Annotated in this window: 16 protein-coding genes; 10 read left to right on the plus strand and 6 right to left on the minus strand. The window is 65.9% G+C overall.

Annotated elements, in window-relative coordinates:
• Nucleotides 1–83 precede the first annotated feature (83 nt).
• Both M1E17_RS05985 and M1E17_RS05990 read left to right on the plus strand, forming a co-directional pair.
• On the plus strand, nt 84–1,529 hold the full coding sequence (locus tag M1E17_RS05985) for an MFS transporter (protein WP_457966102.1): 1,446 nt from the start codon (nt 84–86) through the stop codon (nt 1,527–1,529).
• A gap of 27 nt (nt 1,530–1,556) precedes the next feature.
• A complete protein-coding gene (locus M1E17_RS05990) occupies nt 1,557–2,618 on the plus strand; it encodes a nucleoside hydrolase (protein ID WP_457966103.1) in 1,062 nt (353 codons plus the stop codon).
• 335 nt (nt 2,619–2,953) lie between these two features.
• On the opposite strand, the gene M1E17_RS05995 is transcribed toward M1E17_RS05990, so the two are convergent.
• Nucleotides 2,954–3,880 carry a LysR family transcriptional regulator gene (locus M1E17_RS05995; protein WP_457966105.1) on the minus strand — a complete coding sequence of 309 codons (927 nt, stop codon included), beginning with the start codon at nt 3,878–3,880 and terminating at the stop codon, nt 2,954–2,956.
• A gap of 102 nt (nt 3,881–3,982) precedes the next feature.
• Between M1E17_RS05995 and M1E17_RS06000 the strand changes: the two genes are divergently transcribed.
• From M1E17_RS06000 to M1E17_RS06020, 5 genes are read left to right on the plus strand one after another with little or no spacing between them, the layout of a single operon-like run.
• A complete protein-coding gene (locus M1E17_RS06000; RefSeq protein WP_457966106.1) occupies nt 3,983–5,623 on the plus strand; it encodes a thiamine pyrophosphate-binding protein in 1,641 nt (546 codons plus the stop codon).
• A 42-nt stretch (nt 5,624–5,665) separates the two neighbouring features.
• The gene (locus M1E17_RS06005; RefSeq protein WP_457966107.1) at nt 5,666–6,703 is read left to right on the plus strand and encodes an ABC transporter substrate-binding protein; all 1,038 of its coding nucleotides are present in this window, start codon (nt 5,666–5,668) and stop codon (nt 6,701–6,703) included.
• Nucleotides 6,704–6,716: 13 nt separating this feature from the next.
• Entirely contained in the window at nt 6,717–7,508 is a 792-nt protein-coding gene (locus tag M1E17_RS06010; RefSeq protein WP_457966109.1) for an ABC transporter ATP-binding protein, read from the plus strand.
• Nucleotides 7,508–8,287 carry an ABC transporter permease gene (locus M1E17_RS06015; protein ID WP_457967594.1) on the plus strand — a complete coding sequence of 260 codons (780 nt, stop codon included), beginning with the start codon at nt 7,508–7,510 and terminating at the stop codon, nt 8,285–8,287. Before M1E17_RS06010 ends, M1E17_RS06015 begins: the two co-directional genes overlap by 1 nt.
• Entirely contained in the window at nt 8,284–9,072 is a 789-nt protein-coding gene (locus M1E17_RS06020) for an ABC transporter permease (RefSeq protein WP_457966111.1), read from the plus strand. Before M1E17_RS06015 ends, M1E17_RS06020 begins: the two co-directional genes overlap by 4 nt.
• 78 nt (nt 9,073–9,150) lie before the next feature.
• Here the strand turns inward: M1E17_RS06020 and M1E17_RS06025 are convergent, their stop codons facing one another.
• Nucleotides 9,151–9,939, minus strand: coding sequence for a GntR family transcriptional regulator (locus M1E17_RS06025; RefSeq protein ID WP_457966113.1), 789 nt, complete (start codon nt 9,937–9,939; stop codon nt 9,151–9,153).
• 185 nt (nt 9,940–10,124) lie between these two features.
• Here M1E17_RS06025 and M1E17_RS06030 point away from each other — a divergent pair, with 185 nt between their 5' ends.
• From M1E17_RS06030 to M1E17_RS06040, 3 genes are read left to right on the plus strand one after another with little or no spacing between them, the layout of a single operon-like run.
• Nucleotides 10,125–10,391 (plus strand): antitoxin MazE-like protein, encoded by a 267-nt coding sequence (locus M1E17_RS06030; RefSeq protein WP_457966114.1) that lies wholly within the window; start codon nt 10,125–10,127, stop codon nt 10,389–10,391.
• Entirely contained in the window at nt 10,325–10,744 is a 420-nt protein-coding gene (locus M1E17_RS06035) for a type II toxin-antitoxin system PemK/MazF family toxin (protein WP_457966115.1), read from the plus strand. Before M1E17_RS06030 ends, M1E17_RS06035 begins: the two co-directional genes overlap by 67 nt.
• A complete protein-coding gene (locus M1E17_RS06040; protein ID WP_457966116.1) occupies nt 10,695–11,678 on the plus strand; it encodes a hypothetical protein in 984 nt (327 codons plus the stop codon). The genes M1E17_RS06035 and M1E17_RS06040 overlap by 50 nt, the downstream gene beginning before the upstream one ends.
• A gap of 68 nt (nt 11,679–11,746) precedes the next feature.
• Here the strand turns inward: M1E17_RS06040 and M1E17_RS06045 are convergent, their stop codons facing one another.
• From M1E17_RS06045 to M1E17_RS06060, 4 genes are read right to left on the minus strand one after another with little or no spacing between them, the layout of a single operon-like run.
• On the minus strand, nt 11,747–13,015 hold the full coding sequence (locus M1E17_RS06045; protein ID WP_457966117.1) for a Wadjet anti-phage system protein JetD domain-containing protein: 1,269 nt from the start codon (nt 13,013–13,015) through the stop codon (nt 11,747–11,749).
• On the minus strand, nt 13,005–16,442 hold the full coding sequence (locus tag M1E17_RS06050; RefSeq protein WP_457966118.1) for an ATP-binding protein: 3,438 nt from the start codon (nt 16,440–16,442) through the stop codon (nt 13,005–13,007). The genes M1E17_RS06045 and M1E17_RS06050 overlap by 11 nt, the downstream gene beginning before the upstream one ends.
• Nucleotides 16,439–17,083 (minus strand): DUF4194 domain-containing protein, encoded by a 645-nt coding sequence (locus M1E17_RS06055; protein ID WP_457966120.1) that lies wholly within the window; start codon nt 17,081–17,083, stop codon nt 16,439–16,441. Before M1E17_RS06055 ends, M1E17_RS06050 begins: the two co-directional genes overlap by 4 nt.
• On the minus strand, nt 17,080–18,579 hold the full coding sequence (locus tag M1E17_RS06060; protein WP_457966121.1) for a DUF3375 domain-containing protein: 1,500 nt from the start codon (nt 18,577–18,579) through the stop codon (nt 17,080–17,082). Before M1E17_RS06060 ends, M1E17_RS06055 begins: the two co-directional genes overlap by 4 nt.
• Nucleotides 18,580–18,694: the final 115 nt, after the last annotated feature.

Here is an 18,694-nt window from a genome sequence, read left to right on the forward strand (position 1 = left end):
GGTTGTACTTGCGCGTCATACGTGGTTGTATAACAACTCACATCCCAATGGCAGGATCGGCCTGCAGAACAAAGGAGTTTGATGTGAACACCCCAACCCCAGCGGCCGCCGCGGTTTCCCCGGAAGCCGGTCCCGCCGTCGTCCTACCTGCCGCGGAGGAGGCGAAGTTCGCCGGCCGCCGCGCCGCGCTGCTGATCTCCACGCTGCTGCTCGGTGTGCTGTCCTTCCAGCTCAACGCCAGCATGGTGACCCCGGCACTGCCCCAGATCGCCGCCGACTTCGGCCAGGGTGCGGACAGCGCCGCCCCCGTCCAGTCCATGTTCTTCCTCGCCGGCGCCATCGCCGGTCCCGTGATCGGCCGGTGGAGCGACTTCATCGGCCGCCGCGCCGCCCTGCTGCTGGTCCTCGGCATCATGGGCGCGGGCACCATCCTCTGCATCATTGCCCCCACCCTGCCGCTGCTGGTCGCCGGCCGGTTCCTCCAGGGCGTCTCCAGCGCCGTCTTCGCCCTCGCCTACATCGTGCTCAGCGAGAACCTGAACGCCCGGGTTTTCGGCACGTCCGTGGGCATCATCGCCGCCATCAACGGGGGAGTGGGCGGTGTGGACGGCTATGTGGGCGGGCTCATGGCCGAGACCCTCGGCTTCCGGTCCATCTTCGTCGTCGTCCTGGTCCTCACGGCCGTCGCCGCTGCCTGCATCATCAGGATCGTCCCGGCCGGACGCCCCCAGGGCGTGCGCGGCGCCATGGACTGGTGGGGCGCCGGATCCCTCTCGCTGTTCCTCGTATTCATCACCTACTTCGTTTCCGGCGGCTCGGCCGCAGGCTGGCTGGCGCCAAGCACCCTGGCCCTGCTGGCCGGCACCGTTGCGTCCTTCGCCGCGTTCTGGATGATCGAGAAACGGCGCAGCCACCCACTGATCGCCGTCCACCACCTGCGCTCCCGCCAGGTGTGGCCCGTCATCGCCACCACCGTCCTCACCCTGGCCGGCATCTTCGCCATCATCAACTTCACCGTGGTGCTGCTGAGCCAGGACGCCGGTGCCGGCTTCGGGCTGACAGCGTCCGTCTCCGCGCTGCTGTTCCTCACCCCGGCGGCCCTGATCGGCGTCTTCGCCGCCCCGCTGGCCGGCTGGCTGGCCGACCGCCGCGGCTGGACCAAAACCCTCCGGATCGGCACCGGGCTGAGCCTGGCCTGCGCCATCACCGCCGCCACCTTCTCCGACAACCAGGTGGCGGTGCTGATCGCCGTCGCGGCCCTGGGCATCTTCTACAACGGCTTCTTCCTCACCGCCATCAACGGGCTCTCGGTGCTCCTCTCACCCAAGGAAGCCCCGGCTGCCCTGCCCGGCATCAACGGCGCCTCCTTCGGCATCGGGGCGAGCCTCGGCGTCGTGCTGGTGGCGCCGTTCGCCGCCCAGGCCACCGCCGCCGGCTATGCCACCGCCCTCTGGATTTCGGTGGCCATCACGGCCGCCGCGTTCATCGTCAGTCTCTTCGTCGCCGCCCCCAAGGGCGAGACCGTCTAACCCCCTTATTTCTGTAGGAGAACCACCATGACCGCCACCTTCCCGTTCTACCTGGACTGCGACACCGGCATCGACGACGCCCTCGCCCTCGCCTACCTGCTGGCCGCGCCCACCGCCGAGGTGGTGGGCATCGGCACCGTCAGCGGCAACGTCAGTGCCGCCGTCGGCGCCCGGAACACCCTGGACCTGCTCCAGCTCGCCGGTCACGCGCACATCCCGGTGGCCATCGGAGCCCATGACCCCCAGGCCGGCACGTTCGGCGGCGGGGCGCCGTGGGTCCATGGGCACAACGGCATCGGCGGAGTCTCGCTGACGACGGCGTCTGCCGGCCCGGCGCCCGGAACCGCCGCCCAGATGCTGGTGCGGCTCGCCCATGAACACCCCGGCCGCCTGCGGGTCCTCGCCATCGGCCCGCTCACCAACATCGCCGAAGCCCTCCGGCTGGAACCGGCGCTGCCGTCGCTGGTGGAGGAAATCACCATCATGGGCGGTGCCGCCCTGGCCCCCGGAAACATCACCCCCGTCGCGGAGGCCAACATCTTCAACGACCCCGAGGCCGCCGCGAACGTCCTCGCCGCCGACTGGAACGTGACCCTGGTGCCGCTGGACGTCACCATGTCCAACGTGCTCGAGGAGAGCCACCGGCAAGAACTGCTCGCTTGTTCAGGTCCCGTGCCGCAGTTGCTCGGGGAGATGCTTGGCTACTACTTCCGGTTCTACGAAAGCCAGTTCGGCCGGGCATGCTCGGCGATGCACGATCCCCTCGCCGCGGCTCTTGCGGTCGGCGGGATCAGGGCGGCCGTCGCCCCCGTGGTCCAGGTCGACGTCGACACGACGGATGGTCCCGGCCGTGGCCAAACCGTCTGCGACCTGCGCGGACGGTACATGGGCTACCCCGAGCAGCCCGGCGCCCGCTGCCGGGTGGTGCTGGAGCTCGACGGCGACTTCGCGCCGCATCTGGTCGAGGTGCTGCAGAGGTTCGACGGCGGGGTCCCCTTGGTTAACGCGGCTGGCAGCCCGGGGGTCAGCTCGGGGCTCAGTTCCGCGCTCGATTCGGTGCCCAGCCGGGCGGTGCCGGTCGGCGCTTAAGGCGTATCTCCTAAATCGGGGGCTCGCTGGCTGGAATGCTTGAGGGGTGCCGCGAACTTCCGTCTTGAGTGATGATCAGTGGTCCCGCACCGAGCCGTTGCTGCCGAGTTAATCCGGATCCGGATGAATTGGCTGAGAACCGGCCTCGTCTCGCAGGCTCTACGGAGGCCTACGTCAATGGCGGAAGCTTTCTCTTGGCCATACGTGTCTCCTGCCGCCACGTCCCCAGTGGCTATCCGCAATCCATCAACCGCACTGGCTGTACTCCAGCTGGTGCCCGCGTCCGTTCCGCCCACGCGTCGAGACGCACGTTACGGTCCTTACTAAGAGGGCGTTCACGCGGCGAGGGTCGAACGCACTGTATCCAGAAACCACGCCGTCGCGGGCCCCGCGGCGGCATCGTGGTGCGAGATAAGATGCACGGACGTCACAGGCGACGGAAAAGGAAGCTCGAGCAGCTTCACTCCTGCAGGGACCGCCAATGCGGCGAAGGCATCGACCGGGACGATGGCGACGAACCCGCACCGTGCGACGATCCAGGGCAGCGAGGTGAACCGCGGCACCTCCACCTGGGGGCTGCGGGAGAGGACGCCCGCTCCCAGCGTGGCGACGGCCTCAGTGATCGCCCGATGACCCGCTGAGGGACCGACTCTCGCCTCGGGCAGCCGCTGCAGGTCCTCGACCCGGATCCGCCCGCCGTCGTCCTTCAGGCCGGCTGGCACCAGACAGGCGTAGCGGTCGTGGAAAAGGATTTCCTGGCGCACTGCTCCGAGCACCGGCGAGCTCGTGACCGCAGCGTCGAGGTCCCGGGAAAATACATCACGCGCCACTGTCTGAATGTCGAGCGGAACGACTTCGATCTCGATACCCGACCCCGCGCTTCCGGTGGCCTGCAGGATGCGGGGGAGCAGCACCGCCTCACCGAGGTCAGTGAGTGCAATCCGAAAACGGCGGCGTGAGGTCGCTGGATCAAAGCGGGTGCGGTCTTCGGTGCTTGTCTCGATATGCGACAGCGGGCCGCTGATCTCGGCATAGAGGTCGGCGGCAAGACGGGTGGGACGGAGGCCGGTACCCGTGCGGACAAAAAGTGGATCGTCGAAGTGCATCCGGAGACGTTTGAGGGCATGGCTCACCCCAGGCTGTGATATATGCAGCGTCTCCGCCGCTGCGGTCAGGTTTTTCGCGCGGTAGACGACCACGAAGGTCCGCAGGAGGTTCAGGTCGACGTTGAGTAGCATGGTCCTATTATTCTTCATGCTCATGTCAGGGATGCCAAGTATTCATTAGACGAAGACCGCCGGGTCTTATATCGTTGTAGAAGGACGCCGATTAAGTGGAGGCGGATTGGTGCAATGGCGCAAATAATGAAAGTTGCCGATGCTCTCGGGTCCGTGCTCGTCGAATTGGGCGTGTCTCAGGTGTTTGGAGTGGTCGGCAGCGGCAATTTCCGTGTAACCAATGCGCTCGTGGCCTCCGGCGCACGCTTCGTTGCAGCCCGCCACGAGGGCGGTGCAGCATCCATGGCCGACGCCTATTCCCGGCTCACCGAGGAGGTGAGCGTACTGAGCCTGCACCAGGGCTGTGGCCTCACGAACGCTCTCACGGGTGTGACCGAGGCCGCGAAATGCCATACACCACTGCTGGTCCTCGCTGCGGACACCGCGGTCGGCGACGTAACCTCGAATTTCCACATCGACCAGGACGCGGCTGTACTGGCTCTCGGGGCGACGCCGATGCGCATCCATTCTGCTGAGACCGCCGTTTCCGACGCAGCACGGGCCTTCCGCCTCGCCCAGACTGAGCGCACTACGGTTGTTCTTTCCATGCCCATCGACCTCCAGGAACACGAGGTTCCCTATCCGGGAGCACGTCCCGTGTCGAACATCCGCGTGCCGAGGCCGGTAGTTCCCGCCGCAGAAGCGGCGGAACTCGCCGATCTTCTCGCCAAGGCGGAACGACCGGTCATCATCGGAGGCCGCGGGTCGCGGCACGCAAAAGGGGAGCTTCGCGATGTGGCCGCCGCGGCAGGAGCCCTTCTCATCGCCTCGGGGGGCGGCCGCGGCGTCTTCGAAGGTGACGATTGGGCCCTCGACATTGTGGGCGGTTTTGCCACCGAGAGTGCCGCAGACCTCGTGCGTGAGGCCGACCTCATTGTCGCATTCGGGGTGGCGCTGAATGACTGGACCACTCGCAGTGGCTCGCTCATCGAGGAAGTAACCCTCGTCCACGTCGACGACCGCGTCGAGGCGATCGGGAAGCACCGGCCCGTGGACCTGGGCATAGTCGGTGACGCGGCCGCCGTGGCCCGGGCGGCCTGCGAGGTGCTGACGGCCAGAGGGCCGTCCAGGGTGGGGTATCGCACCCCCGAAGTCGCCGAGCGGGTTCGCCGTGCCCGGTACTGGTCAGAGCAGCCCGTCGAGCCGATCGACGAGCCGGGATTCGTGGACCCTGTGGCTCTCACCAACGCCCTCGATGCGATGGTGCCCGAGGAACGGGTAGTTGTGGTCGACGGCGGGAACGTGAACGCCTACCCGGGTGCCCACCTGCGGGTGCCGGACGACGCTGGTTACGTGCTCCCCCTGTCGTTCCAATGCATCGGTCTTGGCCTGGGCAGTGCGATCGGCGCCGCCGTCGCCCGTCCGGACCGGATGGCAGTACTCGGCACCGGTGACGGATCACTGCTGATGGGGGCAGTGGAACTGGAGACGGCCGTGCGACTCCGGCTCGGAATGCTGATCGTTGTCTACAACGACAGCGCCTACGGTGCAGAGATCCATCTGTTCCCCGAGTCGACGCCCAAAGAGCAGGAGATCGTTCGCTTTCCCGACACGGACATTGCGGCGATTGCGCGCGGCTACGGCTGTGACGCCGTCACCGTGCGGTCGCTCGATGACCTTGGCGGGGTATCCACCTGGCTCCAGTCTGATCGGGACCGCCCCCTGGTGATCGATGCAAAGATCACCGGTCGACCGTCCTGGCTCATGGCCAGGGAAGGTGGTCACTAACGCAAGAAACCCTCGGACACGCGAGAAGCAAGGGAGTTCCCCATGATGCACGCCACCACAACCCATACCCGTCGGCTTATTGCCGCTGCCGGAGCGGCCGTAGCACTGGTCCTTGCAGGGTGCACCGCTGATCCCGAGGGCGGCGAAGCCGGCGAGGGCGGCACGATACGGGTCGCTTATCTGGCCACAGGGTCGGCCCTGCCGCTCTTTGTCACTGCTGAAAAATACGCCGAGGAGGCGGGTGTCAATGTAGAACTCGTGGAGGTCACTAGCGGTAACGAGTCCATCACCGGCGTTGCAACCGGTCAGTATGACGCGGGGTTCGCCGGAATCGGCTCCGCAGCCTACAACGCGTTCGCCGAGGGATTGCCTGTGCAGTACGTAGCACCGATGCACTTCGGCTACATCGAGGACTATTTCATCATCTCCTCGCAGCTCGCCGGGTCCAACGAGGAGGCGGCCAAGGTGGCAGAGGACATGTCGCAGTTGACGGGACAGGCGTTCGCCGCGAATGCCCCAGGGGTAGTGACCGAGGCACTGCTTGGCTTCGCCCTCGAACGCGGAGGACTGTCAATCGACCAGATCAGGCTCGAGTACATCCCCTTCCCCGATCAGGTACCAGCACTCGCCAACGGCGCGATTGCCGGGGGCATACTGTCAGAACCGTTCCCCACCCAGGCGGAACAGAATGGGTCCGGCTACCGTCCGTGGGAGACGCCGACGGATGACCCCCCGCTGCCGTTCACCGGCGTTATCTACAACACCGACTGGGCCGAGCAGAACCGGCAGGCGGCGGAGGACTTCATGCGCGCATACGCCAAGACCGCCGAAGATCTTGCCGACAACGGCTGGAACACCGAGGAAATGCTTGCGCTGGTGGAGAAGTACACCGGGGCGAATCCGGAGGTCATCGCGGCATCTCGGCAGCACCATATCCCCGCCGACCTGAGCGTCGATTTCGATGTGCTGCGCCGCTACCAGGAGTTCTTCATGGAGCGGGGCTCGCTGAAGTACAACGAGATTATCCCCGACGAAGAGATGTGGAACTTCACATGGCGTGACGCAGCGCTCGGGAACTGACGCGGGGCCAGTCATGAGCGCACCTCCCAAGGCAAAGGTCCGGCTGCTGGACGTGGCCAAACAGTTTCCGGGACGGGAGAACGTGACCGCGCTGGAGGATGTTTCCCTGGAGATCGCCGAGGCTGAATTCGTAGCGATCGTGGGACCATCGGGATGCGGGAAGTCGACCCTCCTGCGGCTGGTGGCCGGGCTCTACGAGCCCTCCTCCGGGACAGTCAGCATTGAAAGCTCCAAGCCCGACCGGCCGAAGACGGCGATGGTTTTCCAGGAGCACGCCCTGTTCCCCTGGATGTCGGTGCGTGAGAACGTCATGTTCGGGCCGCGCAACCGCAATGTGTCCAAGAAGGAGGCTGCCGAGATCGCTGACGAGCAGCTGGCGCAGCTCGGTCTGGCACGTTTTGGCGACTTCTTTCCCCACCAGCTCTCGGGCGGGATGAAGCAGCGCGTCGGCATTGCTCGCGCGCTTGCCCAGGATGCCGAGGTCCTGCTCATGGACGAGCCGCTCGGGGCGCTCGACGCCCAGACCCGAACTCTGTTACAGGAGCAGATCCTGGAATTGCGGCAGCAGACAAAGCCGACTGTCTTGTACATTACGCACGCGATCGACGAGGCGGTGTTCCTCTCTGACCGGGTGGTACTTATGACGGCTCGGCCAGGCCGCATCCGCGACATCGTCGAGCTCGACTTCGGCCCCGACCGTACTCCTGAGTTGCGCGGCACGCCAGAATTCGCAGCATTGTCGCAGGACATCTGGAACCACCTTCGGGACGAGGTACAGGCTGCCATAGCGATGGACGACCGGTGATGCTGCGCGCCCTCCGTGAAAAGTGGGCCCTGCTCGTTGGTCCGGCGGGCATCCTCCTGGCATGGGAACTCCTCAGCCGCACCCACGTCATCCGCCCAACGTTCTTTCCGGCCCCAACCGAGATAGTTGCCCGCGGCGTGATCGTATTCGACCCCGGATCAGGGCTGGGCGGGGACATCATTGCAACGGTGCTGCGAGTGCTCGCGACGATCGCCCTCGCGGTGCTCCTCGGGGTCGCAGCCGGGATCGCGATCACCGCGTCCCAGTGGATGGAGCGCGGCACCAATACGCTTCTGGCGTTCCTGTATCCCATTCCCGGCGTACTCTTCTTCCCCTTCCTGACGTTCCTTCTGGGCCGTACGGAAATGGCTCTCATCCTTACCGCGCTGGTGACCCCACTGATCGTGATGGTCCTGTATACGGTGGCCGGAGTGCGTAGCATCGACCGCACCCTCATTGAGGTGGCGGACAACTACGGCTCTCGGGGCACCCGGCGCTTCTTCCGCATCCTTGTCCCCGGCGCCCTTCCGTCGATTGTCACCGGCATCCGCGTCTCGCTCGGCTTCACATTGATCGCGGTGATCGCTATCGAAATGGTCGGGGCCTCGAACGGGTTGGGGCAGTTCCTCTGGTCGAACTGGCAGATCTTGCGGGTCACTGACATGTATGTCGCGCTGTTGATCATCGCGGTGCTCGGCCTGCTCAGCTCGGTCGGATTCGATTCGGTCGCTGACCGGATGCTGCCGTGGCGTCGAGACGTGAAGGGGGCCCAGGCATGAGCCCGTCGGTGCGCGGATGGGCGCAGACCTGGACCATACCGGTTGTGGTCCTCATGCTGTGGGAGGTCAGCACCCGTGCGGGCCTGCTGGATCCGCGGTTCTTCCCTCCGCTCAGCAACATAGCCGTCACTGGCGTCGACCAACTCCTGAATGGGCGGCTTGGCCTTGACCTGTTGCTCACGATCCAACGGCTGCTGTTGGCGTTCACGCTCGCGGCGGGCCTTGGGGTTGTGATCGGTGTCGCGTCGGGACGGTGGCGAATCGTTGAGTTGCTGATCCGGCCGGTCACCGACACGCTGTACCCTCTGCCTAAGATCGCGCTTCTTCCCCTGTTCATCATCATCTTCGGCCGCGGCGAGGTCGCCTACATCACCACCGCCTTTGCCACCGGATTCTTTCAGATCATCATTAGCACGCGCGGGAGCGTGCGGGATATATCGACGGACCTGATCGAGGCTGGCCGCAATTTCGGCGCGACGGGGGTGCGGTTCTTCACCCGGCTGCTGTTTCCTGCCATAGCCCCGGGACTGCTTAACGGCCTGCGGCTGGGGATGGCGACCTGCCTGATCACGCTGATCGCCGCCGAGTTTGTGGGAGCCCAGTACGGACTGGGGGCCCTGATACGCCGGGCGGGACAACAGTTCGCTGTGGAAGAAGTGTATGCGGGACTTGCACTCACCGGGCTGCTGGGCCTGCTGATCAACGTCGCTTTCCGGCTCGTCACGCCGCTTGTGCTCCCGTGGGAGCGGCGAGCACATCGCGCGGATAGCGGGCAGAAGGCGTAGAGTCTGGCTGCCAAACGGAGCCGTTCTCCGAGCAGTCAGCATCTGACTGGCCACTTTAGGAGCCACTTCCTAGTCCGGTCAGGACTGGACGGACTGCATCACCGACAGGTGCCCTGCCCGGGCCGCGATCAGGCATTTCGACAGGTAGAACGGCCGGTTCGCATGCTTGACGTACTGCGTCAGCACAAGGACGGGGTCCGAGGCCCGCAGGTCCAGAAGCTTGGCCCGGCTCGGGCCCACCTGGCTCAGGCTGATCTGGCATTCGCCCGGACCCAGGACCCGTCCGGCGTGCTGGTTCAGGGCGGCGAGCAGCGTGGTGCCACCGCCGTCGTCGAGCTCCAATGGTGCAGCCTCACCGGAACCGCTGCCAAAGCTGACCGGCAGCGCGGAGATGTTTTCCTGCAAGTGGGCGATGGCTTCGCCGTCGCGGATCAGGACCGACTCCCAGATCCAGCAGTCCGCGCCGGGATCGACCGCTACGCCGGGGGCGACGAACTCGGAGGCGGCCTCCCGCTCGATCCGGACCCGTTTGATCTCGAGGTGCTGCCCGGGCCCGCCAAGGACTTCCTCGAAGGGCCGGATCCGCTCGATCCCGATGCGGGGGAGCGTGTCGGAGACAAACCGGCCGACCCCGCGGCGGGCCCTGATGAGGCCGTCCTCTTCGAGGAGCATGAGGGCTTCGCGGACCACGGTGCGGCTGACCTTCATGTCCGTGCCGAGCTCGGTTTCGGTGGGGAGCATGGAGCCGGGCTGCAGCAGGTTGTTGCGGATTGCCTCGGCGATCCGGGAGTAGACGGCAACCCGGAGCGGTGAGCCGGGCTGGGCCGTCATCGGCTGGGACAGGAAACGGACGGCGTCCTGATGCACGTTATGCCTCGCTTAATGGTCTGGGATTTCCAGCCTATCGGTGTGATGCGTTTGTTGGACAACGGCAGGTCTGGTGGGCCGACTCTCAGAGGAGGGCTGTTCGAGAAAATGAACATAGGGCCGCGACTGTAGTACCGCCGGCGTACTTCTGATCCGCGCCGGGCCGGTACATGTAACGTTGATCTATGAGCGCTAGGGATCGCGTTGCGCAGCACAGGGTAGCAATGCGCGAGCGTGGCTTTCGGCAGGTTCAGCTGTGGGTCCCGGACACGCGCACGGAGGAATTCAAGCGCGAAGCCTGGCGGCAGGCCCTGGCAGTGGCCGCCGCGGACCGTGCCGGCGACAACCAGGACTTCATTGAGCAGACTTCGGAAGACTGGCCGGAGTGGACCGAGGCGAACTGTGGACGGTCTCAGACGGAACGTACGCGCAAAAGCCCGGGCCGGCACTGATCATCCAGGATGATCTGTTCGCGATGTCAGAGTCGGTCACCCTCCTGCCCTTGACGTCCCAACTCGCGAACGCCCCGCTGCTGAGGCTAACGGTTGAACCAGGCCAGCTCACTGGCCTGGAACGCGTAAGCCAGATCATGGTGGACAAGCTGACCACGGTGCGCCGCACCAACCTTGGCGCGGGCGGACCGAGGAGCCGAATCCAATTCTCGGCCATACGGATCATGGTACGCCGCAGCACTGCCGGCGTCAGCGGTGAACGGTTACCGCATCAGCTCGCCGACGGAACTGACTCACGGGGATTTGGTTCAGTTCGGCCAGGCCAGGCTGCGGTTCATCGACAGGAACGCTGACGGCCGCGGCACACCCTCCGGGACGGGCGGCAAGAAGGGAACGACGCCGGCCCCGCAGCCGCCGGGGGGACGGCTGGGAACGGCACTGATGTACGCCGCCGGCATCAACGTCGTCGGGAGTCTAGGCAACAGCCTCGCCGCCTTCCTGACCGAGCTGACGCCCACCTGGACATGGTTCATCACCCCCTTCATCGGGTTGCTGGTGGCCCTGCTGATAGAGACCCTCGGGTATTACCGGAAGGGACCCGGCACCCCGCAGCGGCCGCCCTCCGGCCACGAACCAAGGCCCCACGAACCCGGGCCGGAGCGCAGGCCTGCCCCGCAGCGGCCGCTGGCCGTCACCGTGCTCCTCACGCTGTTGCTGCTGGGAGGCGGCGGATGGCTGGCCGCCGCCGGGGTTAGCTACGCCGTCGGCTACTTCTCCGGCAACGAAGACGGCGTGCAGCGGCTGGAACGCCAGGTGGTGGCCGAAGCGCAGGGGGTTCGGGTGACGGTCCTGGGCGTCCAAAGCACAGCCCACTTCACCCGGGTGGGGATCCTGGTCAGCAACGGGACCAGCAGCTCGATATCCCTGCCGCTGTTCCAGAACGCGCTGCTCACCGGCCCGGGCGGCACCACCGTCGACGCCAGTGCCTTCCGCAGCAACTGGCAGCCCAAGATACCGGCCGGCGTGCAGCGCAGGGAACCCTCAACTTCGAAAGCCAGCTGCCCGAAGGGCCTACGACGGTGTCGCTCAGCTTCGCCACGGTCTTTGTGCAGGGCTTCGACGGCCCCCCGTCCATCACAGTTCCGAACATTCCCCTCAAGCCGCTGGACACTGAGGTTTCGGCGTCGGCTGCAGGGGTTTCCGGCCCTTGCTTTTCGCCACCGGGCGGTCCTTACTGATGGAAGGAACCTGCCATCCGGGTGGATTCTGGATGACCTGTTTGCGTAACTTTTGACCTGGGCCGCAGGGGCTGCCCGCAGAAACAAAGGAGACTGCGGTGCACCAGAGTCCAAAAGTTACGCATTTGCGTTGCAGTTCCCCGCAAGCCGTGCCAGAGCCCAGTCCCAGCGGATCAGCTCCTGCTCCAGCCTGACGGACGGGCCATAGGAGTCACGGCCCAGCGCTTCATAGAGCGCTGATTCTTCGGCGGTCAGCCTGCTGAGCGCAGCCCGGGACGGCGACGGTTCCCTTCCCCAAACATCCCGGTGCTCCAGCAGGGTCTCCTCATCCATCAGCACACTGGCCACGTGCGGGTGGACCGCTCGGAGCTGGTCCAGGATCCGGAAGCCGTGAGTGTCCAGGTCGCCCCAGTACAGGACTTCGCAGTCCCGCAGCCAGTCGGCATCGCGGAGGGAAGAAAAACCGTACCCGCCGCCGTAGATCGCAACAGCGCCGGGCCGTTCGGGCAGCGCCAGGAAGTTGACCAGGTTCTCGGTGACAAGCACCGTCCGGACCGGCAAGCTCAGGGAGCGGAACGCCTCCGCCGTCACCGTCAGATCGCGGACCTCACCCAGCAGCGGCACGCCAGGGTCCAGCAGCCGGAACCTGACCAGCTCGGGCGGATGCACAAACCCGTGCCTCGCCGCGAAGCGGGCCGCAGGAGTCCGCGCCGCCGGCTGCCCCAGTAGGGAACCGGGTTCCGCCGGCACGTCCGGACTGATCTCATCGGAGGGCTCACCTTCGGAGAGCGCCGACGGACGCAGGGCCTCCACCAGTTCCTCGATCACCCGCCGATGGGTCTCGATGAACTTGGTGTGCACTCCCGGCAGGCTCAGCTGCCGGACGTAAACACCTGGTTCCGGATTGTCGCGGAGCCACAGTGCCACCCGGCCAGCCGTCAGCGCATTAGTCCCAAGGTCCAGCAGCTTGAGTGGCCGCCGAATTGCCCAGGCACGGAACGCGGGGTCCAGAGCGGCCAGCCGGTCGGCAAGCTCAACAAACCTGGCCGCGTCCTTGACCCTGCCTACAAACGCAACCTCATCGCTGGCAGACGCGAACACCGCCGCCGCGGGAAGCTTGTTGGAGCCGATCGTGGTGCGGCCCACCTCTGCCGTCTCCAGGGTGAAGGGACCGACGGCGGCCAGCAGCTCAGCTGCCCACGCACGTGCCGCCGCATAATCGCTCAAGAGGGATGCCGCCGTCGGACGCTTCAACGCACGACGGCGGGGGTACAGCCCGCTGGGCTCCAGCAGTTCGCGCAGCAGTGCACCGCTGGTCCACGCCTTCAGCGACTGCGCCCGCAGGTCTGCCAGCGTGGTCCAGCCGGAGGGGGAATCAGCCGGCACGGCGGTCTCGCTCGTCGCGGTACTCCTGGATGGTCATGTTCCGCAGCTGGGAATCGTTGCCATTGGTGTTGGCCACGAAGCCCACGTGTGCCACAAACGGCTCGATCACGTGGATCTTCTGCAGGGGCGTGACGATCAACAGCTGCAGCTTCATCCGCTGGAACAGCTCCAGGCCGTACCGCGCGGACTCATCCGAGCCGCGCCCGAACGCCTCGTCGATCACCACAAACCGAAAGCTGCGGCCCTTGCCGGCACCCCTGCCCAAGCCGGCGCCGGCACCGGCGGCCGGGCCGGCGCCCTGTCCCGCTCCCAGGCCGAACTGGAACGCCAAGGCCGCGGCCAGAATCGTGTAGGCCAGCTTCTCCTTTTGCCCGCCGGACTTGCCGCCGGAATCGGTGAAGTGTTCGAACTCCTCGCCGGTCTCGGTCCACTTCTCCGAGGCGGAGAACGTGAACCAGTTCCGCACGTCCGTGACCTTCGCCGTCCAGCGCTCGTCCAGGTTGGTGAAGCCGTCCCTCCCGCGGAACCGCTCAATCAGCCGCTCCACCTGCAGGTACTTCTGCTCGGAGTACTGGTCCTCGTCCCCGATGGTGCCTTCCGAACAGGCCCTCAGGTCCGTTCCGAACTGGCGCACGTCCAGGTCGGTGGTGTTCTGGTGCTCCAGCTGGATGTGCCGGCCACGGTTGTACTCGATGGTGGCCAGCGACAGGTTGATCTCGGTGATCCGGTTCACGATGTCCTGCCGGCGGCTGTCCAGGAACGCGTTGAACGCCACCACCTCGTGGATGGTGTTCTGGTTCAGGGACTCCTTGAAGTGAGCCTCGTACTTGGGAAGATCGTTTTTCTCCAGCTGGTCCAGCAGCCGTTCGTAGTCGACGGCGGCATCCAGGGATGCATCAATTTCGGTGGTCTCGGTGGGGTACCTGTTCCGGAAGTCGGCCATCAGCCGCACCGTGTCCGTTTCCGCCCTGGCCAGCCGCTTGGACAGCGCATCAATGGCGGCTGTGAGTCCGGAGCGGACCAGGCTTTCAACCGCCACCGTGTTCTTGTAAGTGAGGACTTTTTCCCCGGGCGCCGCGGCGGCCAGGCCGGCCACGGAAGCCAGCACCCCGGCGTCGTCCGTCAGTGGCTGTTCCTGCAGCAGGTCACGGCACTCCGCGATGGCCTCCGCGAGGTTCTCGCTGTCCTTCTTGTTGGCGCCGAGCCGCTCCCGGATCTTGTCTGCCCGGTCCGACTGCCGCGTGAGCTCGGCGTTCAGCGCGGTTTCCTTGGCCGCCAGCTCCTGCAGGACGTCGCTGGCGGATTCCAGCGCGCGCCGCTCTTCCTTGAGCTCCTCGATCCGGCGGGCAGTGACTTCCCAGCTGAGCTCGCCGAAATCAGCGACGGACCGAACGGTACCGAGCTGCTGGTTCTTCCGGCCGATCTCGCCCAGTTTCCGGTCCACCTTGTCCAGCTGCGTTCCCACCACCTGGAGCTGACCGGTGACCTCGTCCAGCTCGGACCGGAACCGGTTGATCTTGTCCTGGTTGTCCCAGCCCAGCACGTAGTTGCGCCGGTCCGCCAGGTCCTTCCGATCGTCCTTTTCATGCCGGCCGCGGCCGCCCTTCAGCTGGCCGTTCGCGGTGAGGGCTTTGGGATGGCGGCGGAAGTCCGCCAGGTTGTCGCAGCAGACGTAATCGAAGCGGCTGGCCAGCTCATCCAGGAGGAAGTCGCGGAACGGTGTGCCCTGCTTAATGGCGATCTTGGCCGCCAGCGTCCCGGGTTCCGCGGCCCTGGGGGAGTACCCGTCGCCCACCTTCAGGTACACCAGCCGGCCCTTCAGGTTGTTCGCGTCCACCCAAGTGCTCACGGCAGCGTAGTGTTCCGTCGGCACCAGCAGCGACAGCGCGAAGCCGCGCAGGGTGCGTTCTGCCGCGCCCTCCCAGCCTGCTTCGCCGTCGCGGACGCGCAGCAGCTCGCCGGCGAACGGCAGGTCCTTCTCCGCCGCGCCTGTTCCCTCGCACAGGCGGCGCCGGATCTCCAGTTGCTGCAGCGGCAGCAGGTTGCGCCGGGACTGGAGACTTGTCAGTTCCGCTGCGAGATCGTCGGCGCGTCCGGTGAGGACAGTGCGCGTCATGGTCTGTTCGGTGCGGCTTTCCTGCAGCCCGTTGTACTGATCAGCCAGCCCGGATTCGACGGCGGCCAGCCGGTCCCGGTTCGCGTCGAACAGCACCCGGTCTTCCGGCGCGCGGAGGTGCAGTTCCGCCGCGGCTGTGGCGTAGGTCTGGTAGCGGGTCCGCTGTGATGCGGCCTCGGTGCCGAGCCGGGCGATGTCGGCGTCGATGGCTGCGAGCCGGCCGCCGCCGTTGGAGCGGATGTCGTCGGCCACGGCGGTGAGCTGGTGCCGGAGTTCCGTGATCCGGGCGGTGAGGGACTTGTTGTCCTCGCGCAGCCGTTTTCCGGTGCTCTCCAGTTCGGCCGCGTGCTCCAGGCTCAGGATGAGGCGCTGGTTGGTGAACCAGGGGTGCAGCTGGTCCCGCTGGGCCCGGGCCAGCTCGTCCTCTGCCGTCAGCGTGGCGTGCCTGGCGGCTCCCTCGCGAATGGGCGCCAGCAAGCTGATTTGGTCCTTGGCGCGAAGCACGGCGCCGTGGGCCTTCTTCAGGTCATCGAAGTGGCTGATCAGTTTGCCGATCCGGGCTTCGACGTCGTCCTCGTCCAGCATGTTGGTGCGCACGAAGTGGGTGATGTTCTCCACCTGCTTCATGGACACCGTGCCGTGGAACAGCTCCATGGCCTGGTTTCCGCTGATGCCGAACTGCCGCTTGAAGGCTGCGGCGTAGGGCTCGAACGTGTCATGGACAGCGGCGCCGTCGGCCTTCAGCCTTTTCTTGAGCTTGGCTGGGTCCTGGCCGAAGTTGGAGAAGTTTGCGGCGATGGACTGGTCCCTTTCCGCGAGCGAGTAGAAGCGGTTGGGCGTGCCGGCCTCCTGGACAGCCCACAGCGTGATGGCCAGCGTGACGGACTTGTTGAGCGCCGCGTTGTGGAACACAGCCAGCACCACGGTGAGCGCACCCGTTCCACGCAGCGACACCGGTTTGGAGTTTTCCCCGCCGGTGCTGCGCGTGCTCTTGTGGTACCCCCGCACGTAGGACATGAGGGAGCGTTCCTTCTTCTGCGCCCCCGCGGCCTTGTTGTATTCGATCTTGTTCGCGGGGAGAAGCAGGGTGGTGATCGCGTCCACGACGGTGGATTTGCCTGAGCCGATGTCTCCGGTGAGGAGGCTGTTGGCGCCGTCCAGGCGGAACGTGCGCACGCCCTGGTGGAACGTGCCCCAGTTGAGCAGCTCCAAACGGTGCAGCCGGTATCCCGGGGGAGTGCCGGCGTCGTCCGTAGTGTCCTGTTCCGTAGGCTCCAGGCTGAAAAGGCTGTCCTGCAGGTCCGCGGTCACGGGAGCTCCCCCTCGTTTGTGTCCGGAGTACTGGCCGTTGGCGACGCTCCGGCGAGCGAGGCGCGGTAGTCCGCCAGCCGCGCGTCGAACTCCTCCAGCCACTGGGCGTCCACGTAGGCCTTCAGGATCCGGGCCACCTCGTAGGTGTCTGCCTGGCCGCGGAGTTTGCGCAGGAACCCGAGCTCCACCACCTTCTTGATGTTGGCGCCGAGCCGGTCCATGATGCGGGCCTGGTTGCTGGATTCGGGCAGGAACACGGCCACCATATCCGCGATCTCCTGCTCGGTCATGATGAGCCTGAGCTCGCTGCTGTTGGTGTCAAACTCGAGCATCCGGCCGCGCAGCAGGGCCAGCAGGAGACTGACGTCAAAGGTCAGCCGGCGCCGGGGGATAAGCCGGGGAAGGTTGCCCTCCGGATCCTCCCTGGACCGCAGGAACGCGTAGCCCTCCGACTCGTCCAGGATCAGGTCCAGTCCCAGCACGGCCACGTAGTCGCGGGCCTGCGACTCCAGGGTGATCAGCGACTGCCAGACCTTCTCGTCCGACTCCGCGTACACCACGCCCCTGAACAGCCGGGTCACCACACCGGGGAGTTCCTCGGGGGTGCGGGCCTGTGTTTCGGTGGTGTCAGTGGTGTTCATGCCGGCCTCACAAAAATGATCTGGTCGATGGTTGCTTCGCGGATGCTGCCGTCCGGGAGGTGCCACTGCAGCTGCTGGGGAACGTCGTCACGGATGCTGGCCCACTCGGATTCGCTGGCCAGCTGGTAGTACGCCACAATCTCGGCGAGGCCCTGTTGGAGCGGATAGGCGTTGGTGATCTCGGCGAGGGTGGCCTGTTCCGCGTCCGCCAGGACCGCGTCCACATTGGTTTTCAGGCGCTCCTTGTCCACATGGAACTGGCTGAACAGGGCGCCGGCGTCCACGTCGGCGTCGTCGGCGGTGAGGACGGCGTCGTCCACCATCACCTTCCGGCTGGGCTCATACAGGGGCCGCTCAAACGGCAGCGCCACGTCCACTGACGGTGCCGGGATGTCCATAAAAACGCCCGACGGCGGCGCCTCCCTTGTGCCCAGCGCACCGGACTCGATGCTGCGGATCAGCCGCATGATGCGTTTGTTTTCCAGGAAGACCTTGTCGTCAAGAAGCCGGCGCATCTGCTCAGAGAGCTGCCGCACCGTTGCTTGCGTCTGGTCTACAGCCGGCAGCCAGTCCTGGTGCAGCGTGGTCACGGCGTGCAGGTCCTCAACGCCGGAGAGCGCCTCGATTTCGGTGGCGCGATGCAGCAGGTCCTGCAGTTCGCCGCGCAGCTGCGGCGACATGAGGTAGTCCCAGAAACCCTGGAACGTGCGGCCCTGGAGTGAGCTGCTGATGCCCTGCTGGTTGGCGAAAATCGACTCCAGGAGCTCGCCTTGGCTGCCTTCCCAGGTGGCGATCTGTTCCCGGACCTGGCGGTCCAGCTTGCGGAAGTTCTGTTCGACTTCACGGAAATCGGACAGGAGGTCCTTCGCCAGGGTGGTCAGCTGCTGGAAGTGATCCAGGGCCTCCGGGGCGGTCATGACCTTGACATGGCCGTCCCTGATCCGCTGCATCTCGGCGTCGATCCCGTCCCGCTGCCGCTGGAGCTCGGCGAGCCTGACCTCGGGGTCCGTTTCCGACTGTTGGACCAGGGCCTTGAGCACGGCGAAGATGCTGGTGAGCCGGGACTGGGTTGCCACGAAATCCCGTCCGCTCAGGCTTTCCACCCACCGCACCACGTCCTCGGCCGCGGCCGTCAGATCGTAGCGCGGCTCGTCCTGCCCGGGCACATAGTATTTGCGCAGCCAGGCCCGCTCGGGGGCAGCCCAGTCATCCAGATACTCTGAGGCAGAGCGGGGATACTTGTCCTCGCCGAAGACGTCCCTGAGGCCGAACAGGACGTCGTCGAGGTGGTCCATGAGCTCCTGGCGGCCGATGTCGCGCTGGTTGGGCCCGGTAAAGGCCTTGATGAAGAAGGAGATGGCCAGCGGGGCGTTCTGCGCGCGGAGTAGAGACCAGCCTGCATGGTTATCACGCAGGGCGCTGATGTCGTAGAAGTCCATTGCTTCCCTGGGACGGATGTTGGTGGTCTTGTGGCTGTGGTCTTGGGTCCGGTGCACCGATGGCCCGTTACGCCCAAGCTACACGGGGCCAACGACATTTTACTGTGGAGGAGCAGTGGCGGACCGGCTCATTACGGTTGGCCCCCGTGACCCTCCGTCGCTTAATGGGCTG

It is taken from the genome of Arthrobacter sp. D1-29, assembly GCF_054130585.1.

Coding starts and splice junctions, on each gene's coding strand:
- M1E17_RS05995 (WP_457966105.1), bottom strand. CDS start 3,880: ATGAGCATGAAGAATAATAGGACCATGCTACTCAACGTCGACCTGAAC.
- M1E17_RS06000 (WP_457966106.1), top strand. CDS start 3,983: ATGAAAGTTGCCGATGCTCTCGGGTCCGTGCTCGTCGAATTGGGCGTG.
- M1E17_RS06005 (WP_457966107.1), top strand. CDS start 5,666: ATGATGCACGCCACCACAACCCATACCCGTCGGCTTATTGCCGCTGCC.
- M1E17_RS05990 (WP_457966103.1), top strand. CDS start 1,557: ATGACCGCCACCTTCCCGTTCTACCTGGACTGCGACACCGGCATCGAC.
- M1E17_RS06030 (WP_457966114.1), top strand. CDS start 10,125: ATGAGCGCTAGGGATCGCGTTGCGCAGCACAGGGTAGCAATGCGCGAG.
- M1E17_RS06055 (WP_457966120.1), bottom strand. CDS start 17,083: ATGAACACCACTGACACCACCGAAACACAGGCCCGCACCCCCGAGGAA.
- M1E17_RS06015 (WP_457967594.1), top strand. CDS start 7,508: ATGCTGCGCGCCCTCCGTGAAAAGTGGGCCCTGCTCGTTGGTCCGGCG.
- M1E17_RS06020 (WP_457966111.1), top strand. CDS start 8,284: ATGAGCCCGTCGGTGCGCGGATGGGCGCAGACCTGGACCATACCGGTT.
- M1E17_RS06010 (WP_457966109.1), top strand. CDS start 6,717: ATGAGCGCACCTCCCAAGGCAAAGGTCCGGCTGCTGGACGTGGCCAAA.